The sequence below is a fragment of the Escherichia sp. E2562 genome (genome assembly GCF_005781075.1).
GTDB lineage: Bacteria > Pseudomonadota > Gammaproteobacteria > Enterobacterales > Enterobacteriaceae > Escherichia.
The window spans coordinates 392,268-414,069 of record NZ_VATM01000002.1; the positions used below are offsets into that span (position 1 = coordinate 392,268).

The 21,802-nt window shown below is 48.2% G+C and carries 15 protein-coding genes and 3 pseudogenes; 8 read left to right on the plus strand and 10 right to left on the minus strand.

The window, feature by feature from the left end:
- Window positions 1–9 precede the first annotated feature (9 nt).
- A complete protein-coding gene (locus FEK43_RS03690; RefSeq protein ID WP_135406562.1) occupies window positions 10–1,071 on the plus strand; it encodes a YncE family protein in 1,062 nt (353 codons plus the stop codon).
- 197 nt (window positions 1,072–1,268) lie between these two features.
- Here the strand turns inward: FEK43_RS03690 and ansP are convergent, their stop codons facing one another.
- The gene (gene ansP / locus FEK43_RS03695) at window positions 1,269–2,768 is read right to left on the minus strand and encodes an L-asparagine permease (RefSeq protein WP_130260839.1); all 1,500 of its coding nucleotides are present in this window, start codon (window positions 2,766–2,768) and stop codon (window positions 1,269–1,271) included.
- 265 nt (window positions 2,769–3,033) lie between these two features.
- Between ansP and FEK43_RS03700 the strand changes: the two genes are divergently transcribed.
- The 4 genes and pseudogenes from FEK43_RS03700 to FEK43_RS03725 all read left to right on the plus strand — a co-directional run.
- Window positions 3,034–3,651: a glutathione S-transferase family protein gene (locus FEK43_RS03700; protein ID WP_135406564.1), complete on the plus strand. Its 618-nt coding sequence runs from the start codon at window positions 3,034–3,036 to the stop codon at window positions 3,649–3,651.
- 1,114 nt (window positions 3,652–4,765) lie between these two features.
- Window positions 4,766–5,557 (plus strand): hypothetical protein, encoded by a 792-nt coding sequence (locus tag FEK43_RS03715; protein WP_135406569.1) that lies wholly within the window; start codon window positions 4,766–4,768, stop codon window positions 5,555–5,557.
- A gap of 120 nt (window positions 5,558–5,677) precedes the next feature.
- On the plus strand, window positions 5,678–6,253 hold the full coding sequence (locus FEK43_RS03720) for a hypothetical protein (RefSeq protein ID WP_138158429.1): 576 nt from the start codon (window positions 5,678–5,680) through the stop codon (window positions 6,251–6,253).
- A gap of 344 nt (window positions 6,254–6,597) precedes the next feature.
- Window positions 6,598–7,056, plus strand: a pseudogene (locus FEK43_RS03725) (ISAs1 family transposase); the annotation flags it as partial.
- Between the two features lie 164 nt (window positions 7,057–7,220).
- On the opposite strand, the gene FEK43_RS03730 reads toward FEK43_RS03725, so the two are convergent.
- Window positions 7,221–8,270, minus strand: a complete 1,050-nt coding sequence (locus FEK43_RS03730; RefSeq protein WP_138158436.1) for a GGDEF domain-containing protein — start codon at window positions 8,268–8,270, stop codon at window positions 7,221–7,223.
- Window positions 8,271–8,372: 102 nt separating this feature from the next.
- The gene (locus tag FEK43_RS03735; protein ID WP_130210865.1) at window positions 8,373–10,349 is read right to left on the minus strand and encodes an alkyl sulfatase dimerization domain-containing protein; all 1,977 of its coding nucleotides are present in this window, start codon (window positions 10,347–10,349) and stop codon (window positions 8,373–8,375) included.
- Window positions 10,350–10,654: 305 nt separating this feature from the next.
- On the opposite strand from FEK43_RS03735, the gene pptA reads away from it, so the two are divergent.
- A complete protein-coding gene (gene pptA, locus FEK43_RS03740) occupies window positions 10,655–10,882 on the plus strand; it encodes a tautomerase PptA (RefSeq protein WP_130210863.1) in 228 nt (75 codons plus the stop codon).
- A gap of 3 nt (window positions 10,883–10,885) precedes the next feature.
- Here the strand turns inward: pptA and FEK43_RS03745 are convergent, their stop codons facing one another.
- Both FEK43_RS03745 and FEK43_RS03750 read right to left on the minus strand, forming a co-directional pair.
- Entirely contained in the window at window positions 10,886–11,455 is a 570-nt protein-coding gene (locus FEK43_RS03745) for a flavin reductase family protein (RefSeq protein WP_130210861.1), read from the minus strand.
- Window positions 11,456–11,639: 184 nt separating this feature from the next.
- Window positions 11,640–12,610 (minus strand): annotated as a pseudogene (locus tag FEK43_RS03750) (transposase).
- Between the two features lie 22 nt (window positions 12,611–12,632).
- Here FEK43_RS03750 and tnpA point away from each other — a divergent pair.
- Both tnpA and nhoA read left to right on the plus strand, forming a co-directional pair.
- Window positions 12,633–13,051 (plus strand): annotated as a pseudogene (gene tnpA, locus FEK43_RS03755) (IS200/IS605 family transposase).
- Between the two features lie 82 nt (window positions 13,052–13,133).
- Window positions 13,134–13,979: an N-hydroxyarylamine O-acetyltransferase gene (gene nhoA / locus FEK43_RS03760; RefSeq protein ID WP_135406573.1), complete on the plus strand. Its 846-nt coding sequence runs from the start codon at window positions 13,134–13,136 to the stop codon at window positions 13,977–13,979.
- A gap of 108 nt (window positions 13,980–14,087) precedes the next feature.
- On the opposite strand, the gene FEK43_RS03765 is transcribed toward nhoA, so the two are convergent.
- The 5 genes from FEK43_RS03765 to narZ all read right to left on the minus strand — a co-directional run bounded on the left by FEK43_RS03765 (window position 14,088) and on the right by narZ (window position 21,714).
- Complete coding sequence (locus tag FEK43_RS03765; RefSeq protein ID WP_135406575.1) at window positions 14,088–14,981, minus strand: PhzF family isomerase; 894 nt, start codon at window positions 14,979–14,981, stop codon at window positions 14,088–14,090.
- 79 nt (window positions 14,982–15,060) lie between these two features.
- Window positions 15,061–15,741, minus strand: a complete 681-nt coding sequence (gene narI / locus FEK43_RS03770; protein WP_130210515.1) for a respiratory nitrate reductase subunit gamma — start codon at window positions 15,739–15,741, stop codon at window positions 15,061–15,063.
- The gene (narW, locus tag FEK43_RS03775; protein WP_135406578.1) at window positions 15,738–16,433 is read right to left on the minus strand and encodes a nitrate reductase molybdenum cofactor assembly chaperone; all 696 of its coding nucleotides are present in this window, start codon (window positions 16,431–16,433) and stop codon (window positions 15,738–15,740) included. Before narW ends, narI begins: the two co-directional genes overlap by 4 nt.
- The gene (gene narH / locus FEK43_RS03780; RefSeq protein ID WP_130210513.1) at window positions 16,433–17,977 is read right to left on the minus strand and encodes a nitrate reductase subunit beta; all 1,545 of its coding nucleotides are present in this window, start codon (window positions 17,975–17,977) and stop codon (window positions 16,433–16,435) included. The genes narW and narH overlap by 1 nt, the downstream gene beginning before the upstream one ends.
- The gene (gene narZ, locus FEK43_RS03785; protein ID WP_135406580.1) at window positions 17,974–21,714 is read right to left on the minus strand and encodes a nitrate reductase Z subunit alpha; all 3,741 of its coding nucleotides are present in this window, start codon (window positions 21,712–21,714) and stop codon (window positions 17,974–17,976) included. Before narZ ends, narH begins: the two co-directional genes overlap by 4 nt.
- Between the last annotated feature and the right edge of the window lie 88 nt (window positions 21,715–21,802).

The window sequence follows — 21,802 nt, forward strand, 5'->3', positions numbered from 1 at the left end:
GGAGTCGTCATGCATTTACGTCATCTGTTTTCATCGCGCCTGCGTGGTTCATTACTGTTAGGTTCATTGCTCGTTGCTTCATCATTCAGTACGCAGGCCGCAGAAGAAATGCTGCGTAAAGCGGTAGGTAAAGGTGCCTACGAAATGGCTTATAGCCAGCAGGAGAACGCGCTGTGGCTCGCCACTTCGCAAAGCCGCAAACTGGATAAAGGCGGCGTGGTTTATCGTCTTGATCCGGTCACTCTGGAAGTGACTCTGGCGATTCATAACGATCTCAAGCCGTTTGGCGCCACCATTAACAACGCTACTCAAACGTTGTGGTTTGGTAACACCGTAAACAGCGCGGTCACGGCGATAGATGCCAAAACGGGCGAAGTGAAAGGGCGTCTGGTGCTGGATGATCGTAAGCGCACGGAAGAGGTGCGCCCGCTGCAACCGCGTGAACTGGTAGCTGACGATGCCACGAACACGGTTTACATCAGTGGTATTGGCAAAGAGAGCGTGATTTGGGTCGTTGATGGCGAGAATATCAAACTGAAAACCGCCATCCAGAACACCGGTAAAATGAGCACTGGTTTAGCGCTGGATAGTAAAGGCAAACGTCTTTACACCACTAACGCTGACGGCGAATTGATTACCATCGACACCGCAGACAATAAAATCCTCAGCCGTAAAAAGCTGCTGGATGACGGCAAAGAGCACTTCTTTATCAACATCAGCCTCGATACCGCCAATCAGCGTGCATTTATCACCGACTCTAAAGCGGCAGAAGTGTTAGTGGTCGATACCCGTAATGGCAATATTCTGGCGAAGGTTACGGCACCGGAATCACTGGCTGTGCTGTTTAACCCGGCGCGTAATGAAGCCTACGTGACGCATCGTCAGGCGGGTAAAGTTAGTGTGATTGATGCGAAAAGCTATAAGGTGGTGAAAACGTTCGATACGCCGACTCATCCGAATAGCCTGGCGCTGTCTGCCGATGGCAAAACGCTGTATGTCAGTGTTAAACAAAAATCCACTAAACAGCAGGAAGCTACCCAGCCGGACGATGTGATTCGTATTGCGCTGTAATCGACACAGGGGAGTTTGTCTTTCGTAGGCCGGATAAGGCGCTAGCGCCGCATCCGGCAAGCGGAGCACAATGCCTGATGCAACGCTGTCGCGTCTTATCAGGCCTGCAATATGCATAATTATTTGATTTATATTGAGTTTGTTGGCCGGATAAGGCATTTACGCCGCATCCGGCTTTAAACCGAGCAATTATGCAATTAACTCGTCGTTTCAGGCTTAAACACAATTTCCTGTTTTTCTTCATCTTCCTCGACAACTGGCGCAGTGCTGTGAATTTCGGCAACGCGTTTGCGCACACCAAACCAACCCACAACCAGCAAAATACCGATAATCGGCAGCGCAGCGATGGTATAAGTCCCGTTCGGGTAATCGAACGCCATCAGCACCAGCACGCACAGCAAAAACAGTAGCGTCAGCCAGGATGTGAAGGGCGCGCCAGGCAGTTTAAAACTGACATCCGCAGCTTTGCCTTCTTTAATCGCTTTACGCAGGCGCATCTGGCACACGATGATAAACGCCCACGAGGCGATGATTCCCAGCGACGCGAAGTTCAGGACAATCTCAAATACGCGAGACGGCACCAGATAGTTAAGGAATACGCCAACAACATAAACGACCAGCGTCGCCAGGATCCCGGCATACGGCACATGCTGACGGCTCATTTTCGCCATAAAACTCGGTGCGGAACCGCCCATCGCCATCGAGCGCAGAATACGTCCGGTGCAGTACAGACCTGAGTTCAGGCTGGAGAGGGCAGCGGTCAGCACTACAATGTTCATAATGCTTCCGATGTACGGCACACCCAGTTTAGAGAAGAATGTCACGAACGGACTTTGCCCCGCCTGATACGCGCTCCACGGCAATAACATAACCAGCAACACCACGGAGCCGACGTAAAACAGGCCAATACGCCAAATCACACTGTTAATTGCTTTAGGCACCATGGTCTGCGGGTCTTTACATTCTCCGGCAGCTGTACCAACCATTTCAATGGAGGCAAAAGCAAACACTACGCCCTGAATCAACACCAGCGCAGGCAGCAAACCGTGGGGGAAGAAGCCGCCGTTATCGGTAATTAAATGAAAGCCAGTGGTGTTGCCATCCAGCGGCTGACCGCTACCGAGGAACACTGTACCCACGACCAAAAAGGTCACAATGGCGAGCACTTTAATAAGCGCAAACCAGAACTCCATCTCCGCAAACCATTTCACACCGATCATATTCATGGTGCCAACGATGGTCAGCGCAGCGAGCGCAAAGACCCACTGCGGCACGCCGCCAAACGCACCCCAGTAATGCATATACAGAGCGACGGCGGTAATATCGACAATCCCCGTCATCGCCCAGTTGATGAAGTACATCCAGCCAGCAACGTAAGCAGCTTTCTCTCCTAAAAACTCTCGGGCATAAGAGACAAAACTGCCACTGGAAGGGCGATGTAATACTAACTCACCCAATGCACGCAGAATAAAAAACGAAAACAAGCCACATACTAAATAAACCAGTGCCAGCGCAGGACCTGCCATTTGCAGTCGGGCTCCTGCACCTAAAAACAAACCGGTGCCAATCGCGCCGCCGATGGCGATCATCTGCACCTGGCGATTGCCCATCGCTTTGTGATACCCCTCTTCGTGGGCATTAAGCCAGCGGCGTTTCGCGGCGTGTTGATCTGAAGTGTCGGTGTCGTGTTTACTCATTGTTCTCCCTGATTGCTTTAATGAAAAAGTCATATAAGTTGCCATGAACAATGTTTATTCATCCTGGCGATGATAGTTATCACCATTATTCTTTATGGGTATAAAACTATCGGCGCAGCATCCTACCCGTTATCCATAAACGATGCAAAACATCCCCTTACAATCCTGAAGGGGATTAATACAACTGACGAAAAAATGACAAATCCTTTTGCTGGTTAACCTGTGTGCTGTCCTACACTTAATCTTTAAAAGATTGTGAGGGCATATGATTAAGGTGTATGGCGTACCCGGATGGGGCTCTACAATCAGTGAGCTGATGCTAACACTGGCTGATATTCCTTATCAGTTCGTTGATGTCAGTGGTTTTGACCGCGAGGGTACTTCACGCGAGTTATTGAAAACTCTGAACCCGTTGTGTCAGGTTCCGACACTGGTGCTGGAAAATGACGAGATTATGACGGAGACAGCGGCGATTGTATTGATGGTTCTCGATCGTCGCCCGGACCTTGCGCCACCGGTTGGGCGCGCCGAACGTCAGCAGTTTCAACGGCTATTGGTCTGGCTGGTTGCTAATGTCTATCCAACGTTCACTTTCGCCGATTACCCTGAGCGTTGGGTATCTGACGCACCTGAACAGTTAAAGAAGAATGTTATTGAATATCGCAAATCTCTTTATATCTGGCTGAATTCACAATTGACCGCTGAACCTTATGCCTTTGGTGAGCAACTAACGCTGGTGGAATGTTATCTTTGCACTATGCGCACATGGAGGTCTGGGCATGAATGGTTTCAGGATAATGCCACGAATATCAGTGCGATTGCTGATGCAGTATGCCAGATACCAAAGTTACAAGAAGTACTAAAAAGGAATGCCATTATTTAACAATAATGCCGGAGATGAATGTTAATAAATCATCGGCAAAGTTAACTGGACGTCCATTTGTTTGCTATGAATAGCAATTAATGTTGGCACAACTATTTATATGGTTGATATAATTTCGGTTTTTATATTAAATATCAATTTAATATAATCCGAAAATAAACCATCTTTTCGCATGTAGAGAAACATGTCGATATGATAGCGCAGTGCAGATCATGTTATCAGGGCAGGGCGGTAGCGTATTTAATGAAATTTCTAAGAGAATCGTGATGGTATGATTGAGATTCTCACAAATTGAAAATAATCTTTCAGAACATCCATCAAATAAAGAAGTTAATACTTTGGTTGATGTCTTTGTTGATGCAATTGAAAACTATGAAAGAGATATAATGGATGTAGTCATATTCTGTATAGCTGAATATGGTAATAATGATACAAGTCAGTATATACAAACTGAGTTAAAAATAAAGTATCAAGCCTGGAGGGTTTTGTGTTGTTAAGAAGTGAGTGCCTTCCCATTTGAATTTTACAGAGGCGATCTACAAAAGATCCCGTACGCTAACCTAACGCGTAGAAAAGTATCTCTAAATGAAACGACAAGATGTAGTGGGCGAAATCAGGAGTAATTACAGAAATAACTGTATGATAGATTTTGAAATTTATTTCTATATAAAGGGACGATTAATTATGGTTGGCAGTAGCGTTCTTTCTTACTATCATAATTTTGAAACAGTGATAAATGCACCATCTTACATGAGTGGTGATACACACTGGACTTGTGATCCTCTTGATGATTTTATGAAGCTAAAAAGAATCAACGATGATAATAATGCTAATATTATTCTCGAGTTTATTTCGAATCAATATTACTGTTCAAAGTTATAGCTGCAAACATTTCACTTAATTTTGACACTGTATTTTATTACAAAAAGGAAAACCTAGGTTCCGGAGAGCGACTAGCTTACTGGATTGAATAAAGTAGTAACTCATTAGACGAATTAGCCAACATGAAGACTAAGTTTATATTTAATGAGTCGGTTTTATTTCCCATCCACCAAAGGAAGGTGTGCCAGAATTTAATAGTGGTATGTATGATTAATTACTTGTGAGGTAAAACATGGAAAAAGTTACAACTGGAACTACGAAAGCTCAGGAGAATAATATAATTACTCAGCAGATAACCCGGCCTAAGGAACTATTTTTATTATTTTGGATTAATGAAGATGATAAAGGGAAAAAGATGTTTTCAGAGGCTAGTCAGACGCGTTTGAAAAACATAAAACGAGCACCTTGGTATGATGAGAATATACATAAAGTTCATTGTCCTCCAATACAGGCATTTCATGAGATTAAAACAATTGTTTCTGAATGGATAGATAAATATGGTGGAAGAGATAAAGTAACAATAAGAGAAGTTGGTGTTTTTTCACATTCTGCTACTTTGCATGGGCCAATTTGTTATAACACGCCAAATATCCCTCCCGCTCCTAAATGGCCAATACAGATGGACATCTCAGGGGGATGGGATTCTATTGACTTCAACTGGAAAAGTAATTGCGCTATGTGTGTTTTTTATGGTTGTAATTCTGGGCATGATATACCAGAAGGTTTTGCTCTAAGAGTTTCACAACAGAAAAACTTTAAGAATGTTGCTATTTGGGGTCAATCAGCATCCTCATTTCCTTCATTTGAACCTAATGTCAGAATTACCACTCCGGCAAGGTCAATGAATACGGGATGGGATGTTGGTCAAACCTATATGGTCGGTGGTGGTCCGGGGGAAGGTACTAAAGCGATAACAGGCCCTCATCCGAATGCCAGATTTATGAATAAGTTCATCAATGGTGCTAAGGTTGGAAGCAGTCACCAGGGAGTGTTTAATGATCATAAATCGAAAATTGTCAGTTAACTATTTTTATTTGTTAGCGTTTATTTTTATTATGTGCGGGTGCGATATGAAAAAAAATTGGTTAATCAAGTATTTGAGATCTATGGTGAGAAAAATGTTCTTGATGACATGATAATTAACATGGAAGTCTATGCTAACAGTGAAAAATATCCAGGATTTTCTACATGGAAAGTTGTCACTATCTTATACAAAGGCAATCGATTTCAATTCCCTGAAAATAATGATGATATAGTAAGTTATGTGATCCATTATACTTACAGGCAGCAGGTTGGAATGTTTAAAATAGATGCTGAGATTCCTAAAAATGCCAGGGGAGGCCATGATGTTAATATGCTTTATATTTTGCGTGAAGGCGATCATGTTTATTTAAAATATTATAGCAGAAGATCTGATGTGGCAAGAAACAATCCTCTGGCAACAACTGATGCAACGCTACCTCAGGAAGAGTATTTTAAAAAATACTCTTCTGTTATTTATGAGGATCATCCCCAGCATTTAAAAAAGATTTTCGATTTATATATCCCTAAGCTTCAATCCTATCAGCTTTATCCCTATGAGAAACTCAATATGGATTACTATAAGAAACTTTCGCTGGAGGAAAAGAAAAAAATAGCTATGCCAGAGCAATATCTGAGGAAAATGAATTTACCAAAAGATGAATTAAATATATTGCTTGAAATATCCAAAAACAGATAGCTAGTATTCTTAAAAGCAAAGAGATGTTAATAAGTAGCCTTGATTAAATGCTATAATATCAATTGCGTATATTTAATAGTGCTGCTTTTGTCTCTCCTTCTTTGAGGCTGAGGAATCCCCAGAAAAGAAGACAGGCATAGAGTTTTGTGATCGACTGATTGCGTTAACAAATTCAATGAGATCACCTCTATGCCTGCCCGTCAGGAAAGATCATCAGGAGTACACTTGTTATACTAAATAATTCGCGTTTTATGTTCAATAATTGAGATATTCCTTATTACCTAAAGCTATTTTTCATTGCTTATACATGATTAAATACTCCTTACATAATTAAGGATAACAAAATTGAACTTAAAAGATTGATGGAACATATTTCTATTATCCCCGATTACAGACAAGCCTGGAAAGTGGAGCATAAATTGTCTGATATTCTACTGTTGACTATTTGCGCCGTTATTTCTGGTGCAGAAGGTTGGGAAGATATAGAGGGTTTTGGAGAAACACATCTCGATTTTTTGAAGCGATATGGTGATTTTGAAAATAGTATTCCTGTTCACGATACCATTGCCAGAGTTGTATCCTGTATCAGTCCTACAAAATTTCGCGAGTGTTTTATTAACTGGATGCGTGAATGTCACTCTTCAGATGATAAAGACGTCATCGCAATTGATGGAAAAACGCTCCAGCACTCTTAAGATAAAAGTCGTCGGAGGGGAGCGACTCTCGTTATTGGTGCATTCTCAACAATGCACAGTCTGGTCTTCGGGAAGATCAAGACTGATGAAAAATTCGATGAGATTACGTGATTTCTGAACGTCTTAACATGATGGGCATTAAAGGAAAATAATCACCATCGCTCCAATAAATGCCAGAAAGAAATCGCAGAGAAGATAGCTCTGGACAAATATTACCACCCGTCAGCCCTTGTTAAGTGCGGAGAGACGTAATCTGGCCAGTCCCCTAATGCTTATAAAGCCCATCGATTTCGCCCATTTTCTTTCGCCCGGTATAACGCGGCGTCGGCATCTGAAACAATTTGTTCAGCCGTTTTTGCGGGAGCAGAACAGGCAATCCCCTGACTAACCGTAACAAATGCACTAACAGCAGATGCCTGATGCGGGATAGCTGCCAGTTTCAGTTCTTGCTTCACTCTGGCTGCTACCGCCTCAGCTTCCGGCAATGTCGCATTAAAAAGTAGGATAGCAAACTCTTCGCCACCATAACGAGCGACTATATCTTCAGGCTGGCGAATTGCGCGTTGCAGGGCGTCGGCAACTTGTATCAAACATTTATCGCCCGCTGGGTGCCCGTAGGTGTCGTTGTAGCGTTTAAAAAAATCGACATCCAACATAATGAGAGCAAATGACCCGCCGTTATCTATCGCGTCGTGTAAGATACTGTTCATTGCACGTCGGTTTGCTATCCCAGTTAAAGGATCGCGATGTGCTAATGCATCAAGGCGATTAATTAACTGGTTGTTGTACTTGTTTTGTTGCCATGCTTCTTCAAACCAACGTAACAAAATGAGTCGCCCACCATATAGCGCCAGTGAAAAAAGGCCCCAGATGACAGCGAAATGAACATTCACATGCTGATTGAGAACAAGACTGGCTAACGGGATGCTAAACCATAATGGAGTGATAAATGCGAGTAATGATGGCGTGTGAAAATACAGCGCAACAACGGCACTAAGCATTAATAATACACACAGAGGGTAAGCAAAAGGTAACGTCCAGTGTGCAATGAAATAAAAGCAACACCATGACCATAATAGGCTTAGAATGACCAATAGTTGCTGAATATACAGCACTTTTTTTCGGGAGATGAGCAATAAAAGGCCACTAATCAGCAGAATGCCGAAAGATGATATATCAATAGTATGTACAAGGTTTTTCTCATTAAGCCCTGAAGTCATGTCATCATTAAACAAAATACCACGCAGCAAAATCATCGATGAAAAACAGATGTTAATCAAGGCAAACCACGGCAGGCTAATCGACATTCCGCGAATAACCATATCCTGGCGATTTTTCCACGAATAATGAGCGTTTTTTCTTTTATCAGAAACCATTTTTTATAACCAGAAAAGGGCAGGAAACCTGCCCAATTTATACTGAATTTAAGGTGTCACTATATTGAACCAAAATTCAAAATTATCCATATAACCTAACAGCTCGTTGAGTTTTTCCGCATTGCCGGTAATTTTGACATCTCCTTTGTCCGTGGCTTCTTTCAGTGTCTCTTCTTTCAGTACTATTTTGTTCAATACATCACGAGACAGAGTGATAGTGGCATCAGCATTCGAAGCCTCTACACCAGCGGTATGATTGAGAACACCATTTTCAAGCTCCACTTTATAGGTGCCGCCATCTTCACCAAAATCGAAATTCAACACGGCTTTGGCGTCTGCCGCTTTCTCACCATTAATATGGACGGCAAGATAATCAAAGAACATCTCTGGCGTCATTGCACGCACAGTGTCAGGGCTGGCAGTATTTGGTGTTGGTAATTTTTGTACGCCGTTACGCAATTCCTGTGCGCCAGTGAGATAGAAATTACGCCACGGCCCAGATTCAGCCTGATAGCCTAACTGCTCAAGCGCATCAGCTTCCAGATTTCTCGCTGCCTGGTTGTTTGGATCCGCAAACACCACCTTACTGACAACCTGAGCAACCCAGCGGAAATTACCCTGGTCATAATCCTGTTTGGCTTTTTGTAAAATGGCATCAGCACCGCCCATATACTCGACAAATTTCTTTGCGCCTTCTTCTGGCGGCAGTTCATCAAGCGTTGCGGGGTTACCATCAAACCAGCCGAGATAAAGCACGTAAGTTGCTTTTACGTCATGACTTACCGAACCATAATAACCGCGATTCGCCCAAGTGTTAGCCAGTGAAGAGGGCAGTTTAAAGTTTGCGGCAATTTCATCACGGGTCATCCCCTGATTTGCCATACGCAGAGTTTGATCATTGATGTAGCGATACAAATCACGCTGGCTTTTAAGCAGTTTGACCACGTTATCATTGCCCCAGGTTGGCCAGTGATGTTGAGCGAGAATAATCTCGGCTTTATCACCCCATAAATTGAGCGCTTCGTTAATATATTTTGACCACGGCAGCGGTTGGCGAATTTTAGCCCCGCGCAGCGAATAGGTGTTATGAAGGGTGTGCGTGACATCTTCTGCTGTTTCGATCAGTTTCTTTTCTTCAATAAACCACAGCATTTCAGAAGGCGCTTCGGAACCTGGCGCCATCAGAAAATCATAGGTCAACCCGTCAATAGTTTCTTTTTGCCCGGTTTTGGTGATGTAGTTAGTAGGAGCAATCAACGTGACCGTTCCTGCTGAAGTGGTTGTTCCCAGTCCCGCGCCGACCTGGCCTTTAACATCAGGTTTCAATAAGTTGCCATACATATAACTGGCTCGTCGGCTCATCACATTGCCAGCCATAATATTTTCGGAAACGGCCTCCTCCAAAAATCCGGCTGGCGCATAGATTTTAACTTTGCCTGATTTAACGTCAGCCTCATCAATTACGCCGCGAACACCACCGTAGTGATCGACATGACTGTGTGTGTAGATAACCGCCACTACCGGTTTCTGGCCGCGATTTTTGTAATAGAGATCCATCCCAACTTTGGCTGTTTCTGCTGAAACAAGTGGATCAACGACGGTAATACCCTCTTTGCCTTCAATGATGGTCATATTTGATAGATCGAGGTTACGAATCTGATAGACACCTTCAGTCACTTCAAATAATCCGCTGATATTTATCAGTTGCGCCTGACGCCATAAACTTGGATTCACCGTATCAGGGGCTTTATCGCCTTCTTTGATAAAAGCGTATTGTTGTGGATCCCAGATAACATTTCCTTGTTCGCCCTTAATCACGTCCTGAGGAATAGGGGCAATAAAACCTTTATGGGCATCAGTAAAGTCAGTGTTATCGGAAAACGGCAACTGGTTATAGAGTAAATTGTTTGCTTGCTGCGTGGCTGCGGTGGCGTTTTTAGGGGCTTCCGCCGCGAGGAGAGGTAAGGAACTGGTGGTGAATAATCCCGTTATTAGCAGACTTTTAACAATATGATTAAGCTGCATCTTAAGTGTCTCCAGAATGGATTTTTATTGAGGGTAATTACGGATGAAAATTTTTAGTGAGGGCAAGAATAACTATAATGGGCGTTAACAAATTGGCAAGCCGGGAACTTGGTGTTTTCTTAATGGCATGTTGGCGAAGAATATATTCTGCAAGTTAACGTTTTCGTTGGCGCTTTATTTAAAAGGGTGTAGTACAAATATGTACAATTTCAAGTAGGCATTATTACCGTAAAAACGCATTACCGGACACACGACATTCACAACGTATGTTAATTTTACTGACATCTTTCAAAAGGAGCACAATCATGCCGCACATAGACATTAAATGTTTTCCGCGTGAACTGGACGAACAACAAAAAGCAGCGCTTGCTGCAGATATTACCGACGTTATTATTCGCCATCTGAACAGTAAAGACAGTTCGATAAGCATTGCGCTACAGCAGATTCAACCAGAATCATGGCAAGCTATCTGGGACGCCGAAATTGCGCCCCAAATGGATGCCTTGATAAAGAAACCTGGTTACAGCATGTAATGCTTAACCAGCCGTAACACGCTTGCCGCTGGTAACAAACGTGCCAGCGCCTAAATGATGCAACGTATTGAGCTTATCATCATCAAACTGCCAGCGGCCTTCGACAAATACCTGTGCGTCTGCCGCTGCTGATACCACTTCGCCAAACAGCGTGTCGTATTTCTCTTGCGCGGAAGTCGCTGGTAGCAATCGGCACTCCATCCACGCCAGACATTTCTCTTCAACAAGTGGCAAACCAAGCACCGGACCTTTCACCACCGGAATGCCATAGCAATTAAATTTATCTTCTTCACGCCCAGATACACTTCCCACTGCCCACGTCCAGTTAGTCGCTGCAACGCCCGGGATAACGATGCCAAATTTACCGTTACGTTCAATCAACTCCCTCGTCCATGTCGATTTATCTACTACAATCGCCACGCGTGGAGGTTCAAACTCCACCGGCATTGACCAGGCTGCCGCCATAATGTTACGCCGCTGGGATTGCTCATCTAAACTGGTGATCAGGACAGTAGGGCCATGATTTAACAGACGGCTGGCATGGTGTAATTCTACGGGGATGAATCGGCTCACGGTATCGCCTCGCTAAGAAGGTTGTTTTAAAAGCGTAGCTCGTAACGCAATAAGCAACGAAATTAACGGGATCGGCGATTTGCGAACGTGATGCATGTCCGCGATCGCACAAAATAGCCTGTGCGGCGTCTATTCCAGGTTTTGACATCCTCCACGCCCTGAATGACGAGGATCCCTGCTACGTTCAGGCTGTCGCCTGAATCATTTCGGTGGGTTCCTGCTTCAACGGGCGGCCTGACTGCACCATCCCTCCACAGGCAAGAACGGCGTGTCCCGCAGCTAAAATGTTACGAGCGCCGTTTACATCGGCGTTCACTGTATATCCACATACCTGGCATCTGAATTTACTTTGTGACAGGCGGTTTTCTTTCGCTGTATGACCACAGCACGCGCAACGCTGGCTTGTGTACACTGGCGGAACAGCAAGCACCTGACCGCCACGCCAGAGCTGCTTGTACTCAAGCTGGCGGCGCATTTCATACCAGCCCTGATCCAGTATCGAACGGTTTAAACCTGATTTTGCCCGGACATTGCGCCCCGGCTGGCTGACCGTACCCGCTGCTGACTTTGACATATTGCTGACCTTCAAATTTTCAATGACTATCATTGCGTGGTTTTTGCTGACGGTCGTTGTGACTTTGTGAAGGTAGTCCCTGCGGATATTTACGATACGGTGTACCACTTACCGCAGGACTGGCTGACTGTGACATTTTTTACAACACCCGTGACCTGACGACTGTTCCGGTAGCGCATCCAGCCAAGTTTCGGCAGAAAAATACGGCTGTTTTCCTGATCGAGCTTAACGCCCTGCGGGTAGCGGAATGCGTCATTCTGTCCCCGCTTTTAGAATCGGGGAAAAGCCGCACGCTTCTGGAAGAAATTTTTGTAGGCTCGCTCAAGGTCTTTCAGTGACTGTTGCAATGGCTGTGATGGGGCATCTTTAATCCATTGTGTTTCAGTGGCATTTTTCCACTCAACCAACCAGGAAGCCATTTTCGCGTAAGGGATGTATTTATTACCGGCCTCATGATTCTCATTCTGAAGCGCCAGAGCACGATTGAAAACGAAACGACATGCGCCTGCGAAGCACCTCATTTCACGCTCCTGTTGACCACCGGGTCTTAACTGGAATTTAAATGCTTGTAGTCGCTTCACAGGGCAAACTATACTTTGGTCTATGAAAAAAGAAACCGATATCCGACGCGGAAGGCACTGTGTTTTCCTGATGCACGTTCACCTGGTCTTTGTCTAACCAAATACAGACGCCAGATTTTTGACCATGACGCGACAGAAAAACTACGCACTTACTTTTCAAATGTATGTGCTGATTTTGAAGCTGAACCGGTTGAAATGGATGGCGAACAAGATCACGTCCATTTGTTAATTAACTATCCACCCAAGCTGGCGATATCCAGTCTGGTAAACAGCCTCAAAGGCGTATCGAGTAGATTACTGCGACGAGATCGACCAGATATTGCAGTCAGGTATTACCACAAAGGCGTTTTGTGGAGTCCCGGTTATTTTGCCAGTAGCTGCGGATGTGCGCCAATATCCGTCATCCGCCAATACATTGAACAACAGCAAACACCTGGTTAGGTGGAAAACCGCGCCTTATATCCCCACCCTGAAGGACGGGGTTTTATGGCGCACTGGATAAAACCACTAACGGAAACGCCTGATGACGCCCATTCTGAATCATTATTTTGCCCGCATTAACTGGTCGGGAGCTGCTGCGGTCAATATCGATACGCTTCGTGCATTACACTTGAAACACAATTGCACCATTCCATTTGAAAATCTTGATGTTCTGCTGCCGAGGGAAATGCAGCTTGATGATCAATCTCTGGAAGAGAAATTGGTGTTCGCCCGGCGTGGCGGTTATTGCTTTGAACAGAATGGCGTGTTTGAGCGGGTTTTACGCGAGCTGGGTTTTCATGTGCGCAGTCTGTTAGGGCGCGTAGTGTTATCTAATCCGCCATCATTACCGCCGCGCACGCACCGTCTGTTGTTAGTAGAACTGGAAGGTGAACAATGGATTGCCGACGTTGGTTTTGGTGGTCAGACGCTGACCGCGCCAATCCGTTTAGTGCCGGATATCGCGCAAACAACGCCACATGGCGAATATCGGCTGTTACAGGAAGGGGACGACTGGGTGTTGCAGTTTAATCATCATCAGCACTGGCAGTCGATGTACCGTTTTGATCTCTGCGAGCAGCAACAAAGCGATTATGTGATGGGTAATTTCTGGTCGGCGCACTGGCCGCAATCGCATTTTCGCCATCATTTGTTAATGTGCCGCCATTTGCCGGACGGTGGCAAGCTGACACTGACCAATTTTCATTTCACCCATTATGAAAATGGACATGCAGTGGAGCAGCTAAATCTACCGGATGTGGTGTCGTTGTATACGGTGATGCAGGAGCAGTTTGGACTGGGCGTGGATGATGCGAAACATGGATTTACTGTGGATGAGTTAGCGTTGGTGATGGCAGCGTTTGATACACATCCGGAGGCGGGGAAATAGTTTGTGCCAGAGTGCCGGATGCGGCGTAAACGCCTTATCCGGCGGTTGTAGACCTGATAAGCGAAGCGCATCAGGCAATTTGTTTTTCTGCCATCTATTGCAACGGTTTCAGAGTTCAATTGCCCACTCGGCATGAAATAAAATCACCGCTGTACCAGAAATAGTCACTTTCTCCGGCTGGTTATCGCGAATTGTCACCGTCACATCAATCACGCCGTCACGCCCCAGAGCACGCCCCTGATGGCCTTTAACACGCAACATGCTGCCATCGTGGGGCAATACGTTGTGATGTACCAACCATGCACCCATCGGACCATTGGCATTGCCGGTCACCGGATCTTCCACAATACCAATCGCAGGCGAGAACATGCGACCATCGGTTTCGTTTTTGCCTGGACGGATCTGGAAGGGAAAGAAACCATTGCAGCCAATCTGTTTGCTGATAGCGGTCAGCGCAGCAAGGTCAGGCGAAAGGGCGTCGATATCCACCTCTGGTTTCAGCGGAATCATCACTTTTGAGTGTCCTGTTGTTGCGACCTGAATTGGCAAGCCTGGCAGAATATCGTCTTCAGTGAGATGAAGCGCGTTGATAATCGCCGCACGTGTTTCACCTTCCAGCGGTGGCTCAAAGCCAGGAGAACCTTGTTCCAACGAAATACGATAATCATCGTTGTGCTTTTCGATAGTCACGCGGTGTTTTCCTGCCAGCGACGTTTGCCAGACCGTGCAATTTCCCAAACCTAATACCTTCGAACGTACATAATGTGCTGCCACGGTCGCGTGACCGCAAATCGGCACTTCAACCGTTGGCGTAAAGTAGCGAATGCGCACATCGCTGTCGTCACTGTGCAGCAGAAACGCAGTTTCCGAATGGCCTAACTCGCGGGCGATAAGTTGCATTTGCGCTTCACTGAGATTATCGGCAGGGAAAACAACACCGGCAGAATTGCCGCGAAACGGTTGAGAGGTAAAAGCATCGACGTGGTAAACCTGCGGTTTCATTAACGTTCTCCTGTGGCTGGAGAACTATCATAGCCTGCAACTGGCCGGAGAGCGAAGGGCTATCCGGCCAGGGTGATGATTAACGCCGCGAACGCACAATCTGATAGCGACGAGTAAAGTACTCAAACGGCGCGCTCCACACATGCACCAGTCGGGTGAACGGGAAGAGCAGGAAGATGGTCATTCCCAATACCAGATGAACGCGAAAGATATAAGCTACGCCATCAAGATGCGTCGATGCGCCGCCCTGGAAAGTGACGATGCTTTGCGCCCATCCCACCAGCTTCATCATTTCACTGCCGTCCGGATGTTGTGCTGAAAAGGGAATGGTGGTTAACCCAAGAATGCACTGAATTAACAAAATGGCGAGGATCAGGATATCCGCACCAGAAGACGTCGCCCTGATACGCGGATTTGTTAAACGACGTACCAGCAGCCCCGCACCGCCAATCAACGTTAATACACCGCAAATACCACCGAGCACCATCGCCATCTGTTGTTTTACCGCCACCGGCAGAAACCACGCGTACATCCAGTGCGGCGTTAACATGCCAAACAGATGACCGAAGAAGATCCCCAGAATGCCGATATGGAACAAGTTCGACCACAGCACCATCCCGCGTTTATCCAGCATCTGGCTAGAGGCGGCGCGCCAGCTATACTGCCCGTAATCGTAGCGCAGCCAGCTTCCAAGGATAAAAACCGTGCCACACAAGTACGGGTAGATATCGTAAAAAAAGACGTTCAGATACTGAATCATTTCCCACCTCCCGCACTGATGTCGACATACTGCGGCGCGACATCCTGGCTAAAGCGTCGCTGATATTGATTAAGTGGCGAGCTGTCACACGCCGTGGCGTTATCTTCAATAAACTTCACCTGTTCCTCTTCCCACACCGCATCCAGCGCCTGGCGGGTGTCATCGCGCTCTTCGCTGCGAATCTGTTTAGTGACACTGTCACTTGAAAGCGTACTTCCCGCCAGATGCAGTAGGGCGTCAAACAACGAATACCACGGTGCCTCGCGTTGTTTTAAACGTCCGCCAAGCAGAGCGAGGATCGGCGCAACGTTGAGTAACCCTTCTTTCGCCTGATCGTCCGGCAGTACGCTTAAATACTCCAGATACAGCGGCAGATAATCAGGCAGTTCCCGACAATCCAGTTGCAGACCGACCTTTTCATACTCCGCCAGCAGGTTCACCATTGCCTGGCCTCGATCGCGGGACTCGGCATGAACATGTTCGAACAGCAGCAGCGATGTGGTACGTCCACGGTCAAACACTTCGCACCATTCGGCCTGTTTATCCAGCAGCGGCGCGTTAAGCAGGTTGTTGGTGAAATCCGCAAGCATCGGCGCGTCGCGGCGGATCAACGCCAGCGCATCCTCCTTGCTTTCCCATAACAGCTCGTCCGGATACTCCATCAACAGGCCGATCACTTTGAGGATCTGCATTATTCGCCCTCCGCTTTATTGCGTACTTCGGTAATGTCGATGGCATCAATTCGGCTACTATTGAACAGGTTAAATTTGCTGTCCGAGCCGTGGCAACCGTCGCCAAAAGTAAAGCCGCAGCCGTTACGTTCTGCGAAAGCGTCGCCCGCCATTTCACGATGACTGGTCGGAATGACAAAACGATCTTCATAGTTGGCGATAGCGAGATAGCGATACATATCTTCGACCTGAGCGACGCTCAAACCCACTTCGTCGATGGCGCGGGTATCAGTAACGCCTTCCACGGTTTGTGAGCGCATATAGTGGCGCATCGCCATCATCCTTTTTAGCGCCCGCAGTACCGGGCCGGTATCGCCGGCACTCAACATATTGGCGAGGTATTGCACCGGAATACGCAGGCTTTCGATGGCGGGGAGCACGCCTTCGCTTTTCGGCAAACCGCCCGCATCAGCGTAGGACTGAATCGGCGACAACGGAGGAACGTACCAGACCATCGGCAGGGTGCGATATTCAGGGTGCAACGGTAGCGCCAGTTTCCAGTCCATCGCCATTTTGTAGACAGGTGAACGCTGGGCAGCTTCAATCACATTTTGTGGAATACCTTGTTTCAGGGCTTCCTCGATCACCGAGGGATCGTGCGGATCGAGGAACACTTCGCACTGGCGCTCATAGAGATCAACTTCGCGCTCGGTGCTCGCCGCTTCCTCAATGCGGTCGGCGTCGTAAAGCAGCACGCCCAGATACCGGATGCGACCCACGCAGGTTTCTGAGCACACGGTTGGTTGGCCTGACTCAATTCGCGGGTAACAGAAGATACATTTTTCTGACTTGCCGCTTTTCCAGTTGAAGTAGATTTTTTTGTACGGACAACCGCTAATGCACAAACGCCAGCCACGGCATTTATCCTGATCGATCAGCACAATGCCATCTTCTTCGCGTTTGTAGATAGCGCCGCTGGGGCAGGTCGCCACGCAGCTGGGGTTGAGGCAGTGTTCGCACAGACGCGGCAGATACATCATGAAGGTGTTTTCAAACTGCCCGTACATCTCCTTTTGCATGGCTTCGAAGTTGCGGTCGCGGGCGCGTTTTTCGAACTCGCCGCCCAGCAGTTCTTCCCAGTTTGGCCCCCAGATCACTTTGTCCATCCGCTTACCGTCAATCAGCGAACGCGGGCGGGCGGTGGGAATATGTTTACCTTCTGGCGCGCTATGCAAATGTTCGTAGTCGAAGGTGAAAGGTTCGTAGTAATCGTCAATCTGCGGCACCACCGGGTTGGCGAAAATTTTGGTTATTACCCCCATCTTGCTGCCCAGACGCGGACGGATCTTACCGTTGACATCGCGGACCCAGCCGCCTTGCCACTCTTCCTGATCTTCCCAGTTTTTCGGGTAACCAATGCCCGGTTTGGTTTCGACGTTGTTAAACCATGCGTACTCCATGCCTTCGCGACCGGTCCAGACGTTTTTGCAGGTCACCGAACAGGTATGGCAGCCGATACATTTGTCGAGGTTAAGCACCATGCCGACTTGCGAACGGATTTTCATTTTTTCGCCTCCTGTACCTGATCGCGACCTTCATCATCCAGCCAGTTAACGTTCTTCATCTTGCGGATCATGATAAATTCGTCGCGGTTCGAGCCGACGGTGCCGTAGTAGTTGAAGCCCCAGGCCAGCTGCGCGTAACCGCCAATCATATGCGTCGGTTTCGGGCAAACTCGGGTGACCGAGTTATGAATGCCGCCGCGCATTCCGGTCACTTCCGAGCCGGGGATATTCATAATGCGTTCCTGAGCGTGATACATCATGGTCATGCCCGGCGGTACGCGCTGGCTGACTACCGCGCGGGCTGTCAGCGCGCCGTTGGCGTTAAACACTTCCACCCAGTCGTTATCGACAATGGTCAGTTCCCGGGCATCGGTTTCGCTGATCCAGACAATCGGTCCACCGCGAGAGAGCGTCAGCATCAGCAGGTTTTCACTGTAGGTTGAGTGAATGCCCCATTTCTGATGCGGCGTCAGGAAGTTAAGTGCTTTTTCCGGGAAGCCGTTTGGCGGGATCTGGCGCATTTCACTGACGCTGCGGGTGTCGATAGGCGGGCGATAAGCCACCAGGCTTTCACCAAAAGCACGCATCCACGGATGATCCTGATACAGCTGCTGACGGCCCGACAGCGTGCGCCACGGAATTAATTCATGAACGTTGGTGTATCCGGCGTTGTAGGAGACGTGATCGCTTTCGAGACCGGACCATGTGGGGCTGGAGATAATTTTACGTGGCTGCGCCTGAATATCGCGAAAGCGAATCTTCTCGTCCTCTTTGTGCAGCGCCAGATGGGTATGTTCGCGTCCAGTGATTTCGCCCAGCGCCTGCCACGCTTTGACCGCCACATGGCCGTTGGTTTCCGGTGCCAGCGCCAGAATCACTTCTGACGCATCAATGGCGGTGTCAATCAGCGGACGTCCCTGTGCCGGGCCATCACGCTTGGTGTAATTGAGTTTACCGAGGAAATCGATTTCATCCTGGGTATTCCACGAAATCCCTTTACCGCCGTTGCCAAGTTTGTCCATCAGTGGCCCGAGCGAGGTAAAGCGTTCATAGGTAGCAGGGTAGTCGCGTTCCACCGCCACAATATTGGGGGCAGTTTTGCCAGGGATCAGATCGCATTCGCCTTTGCGCCAGTCGAGCACTTCACACGGCTGGGAGAGCTCTGCCGGAGAGTCGTGTAACAACGGTTGCAGCACAACATCCGTTTCTTTGCCGAGATGTCCCACGCACACTTGCGAAAAGGCTTTGGCGATACCTTTGTAGATTTCCCAGTCGCTGCGTGATTCCCAGGCCGGATCGACCGCCGCAGAAAGTGGATGAATAAACGGATGCATATCCGAAGTATTCATATCGTCTTTTTCGTACCAGGTGGCGGTAGGCAGAACAATATCGGAGAAAAGACAGGTGCTGGACATACGGAAGTCGAGCGTCACCAGCAGGTCGAGCTTGCCTTCAATCGCTGCAGTTTGCCACTCAACTTCTTCCGGTTGGATTCCCTCCGTCGGTCCAAGTTCTTCCCCCTGAATGCCACTTTCCGTACCCAGCAGATACTTCTGCATATACTCGTGGCCCTTGCCGGACGAGCCAAGCAGGTTAGAACGCCAGACAAACAGGTTACGCGGATGGTTGCTGCCGTTGTCCGGCTGTTCGCAGGCCATGCGTAACTCGCCTGACTTCAGTGCCTGGGCGGTAAATTCGGCGGGTGATAATCCGGCCTTGTCGGCTTCGGCTTTCAGGGATAGCGGGTTACGCCCCAGTTGCGGCGCAGAAGGTAGCCAGCCCATGCGCTCGGCGCGAACGTTGAAATCAACCAGATGACCGCTGTATTTACTGGCGTCGGCCAGCGGTGAGAGCAATTCCTGCGCGGTGACTTTTTCATAGCGCCACTGGCTGGAGTGATTGTAGAAAAACGAGGTGCTGTTCATCTGGCGCGGTGGACGGTTCCAGTCGAGCGCAAAGGCCAGCGGCAACCAGCCGGTTTGCGGGCGCAGTTTTTCCTGACCGACATAGTGCGCCCAGCCGCCGCCGCTTTGCCCGACACAACCGCAGAAGATCAGCATATTGATCATCCCGCGGTAGTTCATGTCCATGTGATACCAGTGGTTGACGCCAGCACCGAGGATAATCATCGAGCGCCCATGCGTTTTATGGGCGGTATCAGCAAATTCGCGGGCGATGGTTTCAATATACTGGCGCGGTACGCCGGTAATTTGCTCACCCCAGGCTGGGGTGTACGGTTTGATTTCAGCGTAATCTTTCGCGCTGCTTTCATCTTCCAGCCCGCGATCGAGGCCGTAATTCGCCAGTACCAAATCATAAACGCTGACCACCGGACAGACACTGCCATCGGCTAATGTCAGGTTTTTAACGGGTAATTGACGCACCAGTACCGGATCGTGTTTTACGCTGCGAAAGTGCGGATTTTCAATGCCGCCAAAGTAGGGGAAGGCCACGCCTGCAACGATGTCGTGTTGACCGAGCAGGGTTAACGACAATTCGGTTTCCGTACCGGCGGCAATGGATTCCAGATTCCATTTGCCTTTTTCTCCCCAGCGAAAACCAATCGAACCGTTCGGCACCACCAGTTCACCTGCGGTATTAACCGCCACGGTTTTCCACTGCGGATTGTTGCTTTCGCCCAGTCCATCCACCAGGTCAGACGCGCGGATCATGCGCCCGGGAACGTAGCTGCCATCTTCACGTGGTTCCAGCATTACCAGCATCGGCATGTCGCTGTAGCGGCGGCAGTAGTTGATAAAGTAGTCGCTGGGATTATCGAGATGAAACTCTTTTAAAATCACATGGCCCATTGCCATCGCCAGCGCGCTATCAGTGCCTTGCTTTGGCGCCAGCCACTGGTCGCACAGTTTTGCCACTTCCGAGTAGTCAGGGGTAATGGCGATAGTTTTGGTGCCTTTGTAGCGCACTTCAGTAAAGAAGTGAGCGTCTGGCGTGCGCGTCTGCGGTACGTTAGATCCCCAGGCGATGATGTAGCTGGAGTTATACCAGTCGGCAGATTCTGGCACGTCGGTTTGCTCGCCCCAGGTCATTGGCGAGGCGGGCGGCAGGTCGCAATACCAGTCGTAGAAACTTAAACAGGTGCCGCCAAGCAGCGACAGATAACGCGTTCCGGCGGCGTAAGATACCATCGACATGGCTGGAATCGGTGAGAATCCGGCAACGCGATCCGGACCGTAAGTTTTGATGGTCCAGACGTTAGCGGCGGCAATCAGCTGGTTTAGTTCCTGCCAGTTGGAGCGGATAAAGCCGCCGCGCCCACGTACCTGCTTGTAGCTCAGGCACTTTTGCGGATCGTTCATAATCGATGCCCACGCCAGTACTGGATCGTTGTGCTGTTTAAGGGCTTCGCGCCACAGTTCAATCAGTCGTTTACGAATTAGCGGGTATTTCAGGCGGTTAGCGCTGTAAAGATACCAGGAGTAACTTGCGCCACGTGGGCATCCGCGGGGTTCATGATTGGGCAGGTCAGGGCGGGTTCGTGGGTAGTCGGTCTGCTGGATTTCCCAGGTCACCAGGCCATTTTTAACGTAGATTTTCCAGCTACAGGAGCCAGTGCAGTTAACGCCGTGGGTGGAACGCACGATTTTGTCGAATTGCCAACGCTGGCGATAGCTATCTTCCCAGTCGCGGTTGCTATGCATCACCTGTCCGTGACCATCGGCAAAGGTTTCGCCCTTTTGTTTGAAGTAGCGAAAGCGATCCAAAAGTTTACTCATGACTTGACTCCTGCTCCAGGAATGATTTGGGATCTGATGCCTTGTCGGATGCGACACGGTTGTAGCCTGATAAGACGAATCTGGCATC

Bases quoted from the DNA above. Each gene is read 5' to 3' on its own strand.
- FEK43_RS03735 (WP_130210865.1), bottom strand. From the start codon at position 10,349: ATGCAGCTTAATCATATTGTTAAAAGTCTGCTAATAACGGGATTATTC.
- FEK43_RS03690 (WP_135406562.1), top strand. From the start codon at position 10: ATGCATTTACGTCATCTGTTTTCATCGCGCCTGCGTGGTTCATTACTG.
- FEK43_RS03730 (WP_138158436.1), bottom strand. From the start codon at position 8,270: ATGGTTATTCGCGGAATGTCGATTAGCCTGCCGTGGTTTGCCTTGATT.
- FEK43_RS03765 (WP_135406575.1), bottom strand. From the start codon at position 14,981: ATGAAACCGCAGGTTTACCACGTCGATGCTTTTACCTCTCAACCGTTT.
- FEK43_RS03700 (WP_135406564.1), top strand. From the start codon at position 3,034: ATGATTAAGGTGTATGGCGTACCCGGATGGGGCTCTACAATCAGTGAG.
- ansP (WP_130260839.1), bottom strand. From the start codon at position 2,768: ATGAGTAAACACGACACCGACACTTCAGATCAACACGCCGCGAAACGC.
- FEK43_RS03720 (WP_138158429.1), top strand. From the start codon at position 5,678: ATGGAAGTCTATGCTAACAGTGAAAAATATCCAGGATTTTCTACATGG.
- FEK43_RS03715 (WP_135406569.1), top strand. From the start codon at position 4,766: ATGGAAAAAGTTACAACTGGAACTACGAAAGCTCAGGAGAATAATATA.
- narZ (WP_135406580.1), bottom strand. From the start codon at position 21,714: ATGAGTAAACTTTTGGATCGCTTTCGCTACTTCAAACAAAAGGGCGAA.
- pptA (WP_130210863.1), top strand. From the start codon at position 10,655: ATGCCGCACATAGACATTAAATGTTTTCCGCGTGAACTGGACGAACAA.
- narI (WP_130210515.1), bottom strand. From the start codon at position 15,741: ATGATTCAGTATCTGAACGTCTTTTTTTACGATATCTACCCGTACTTG.
- narW (WP_135406578.1), bottom strand. From the start codon at position 16,433: ATGCAGATCCTCAAAGTGATCGGCCTGTTGATGGAGTATCCGGACGAG.
- narH (WP_130210513.1), bottom strand. From the start codon at position 17,977: ATGAAAATCCGTTCGCAAGTCGGCATGGTGCTTAACCTCGACAAATGT.
- nhoA (WP_135406573.1), top strand. From the start codon at position 13,134: ATGACGCCCATTCTGAATCATTATTTTGCCCGCATTAACTGGTCGGGA.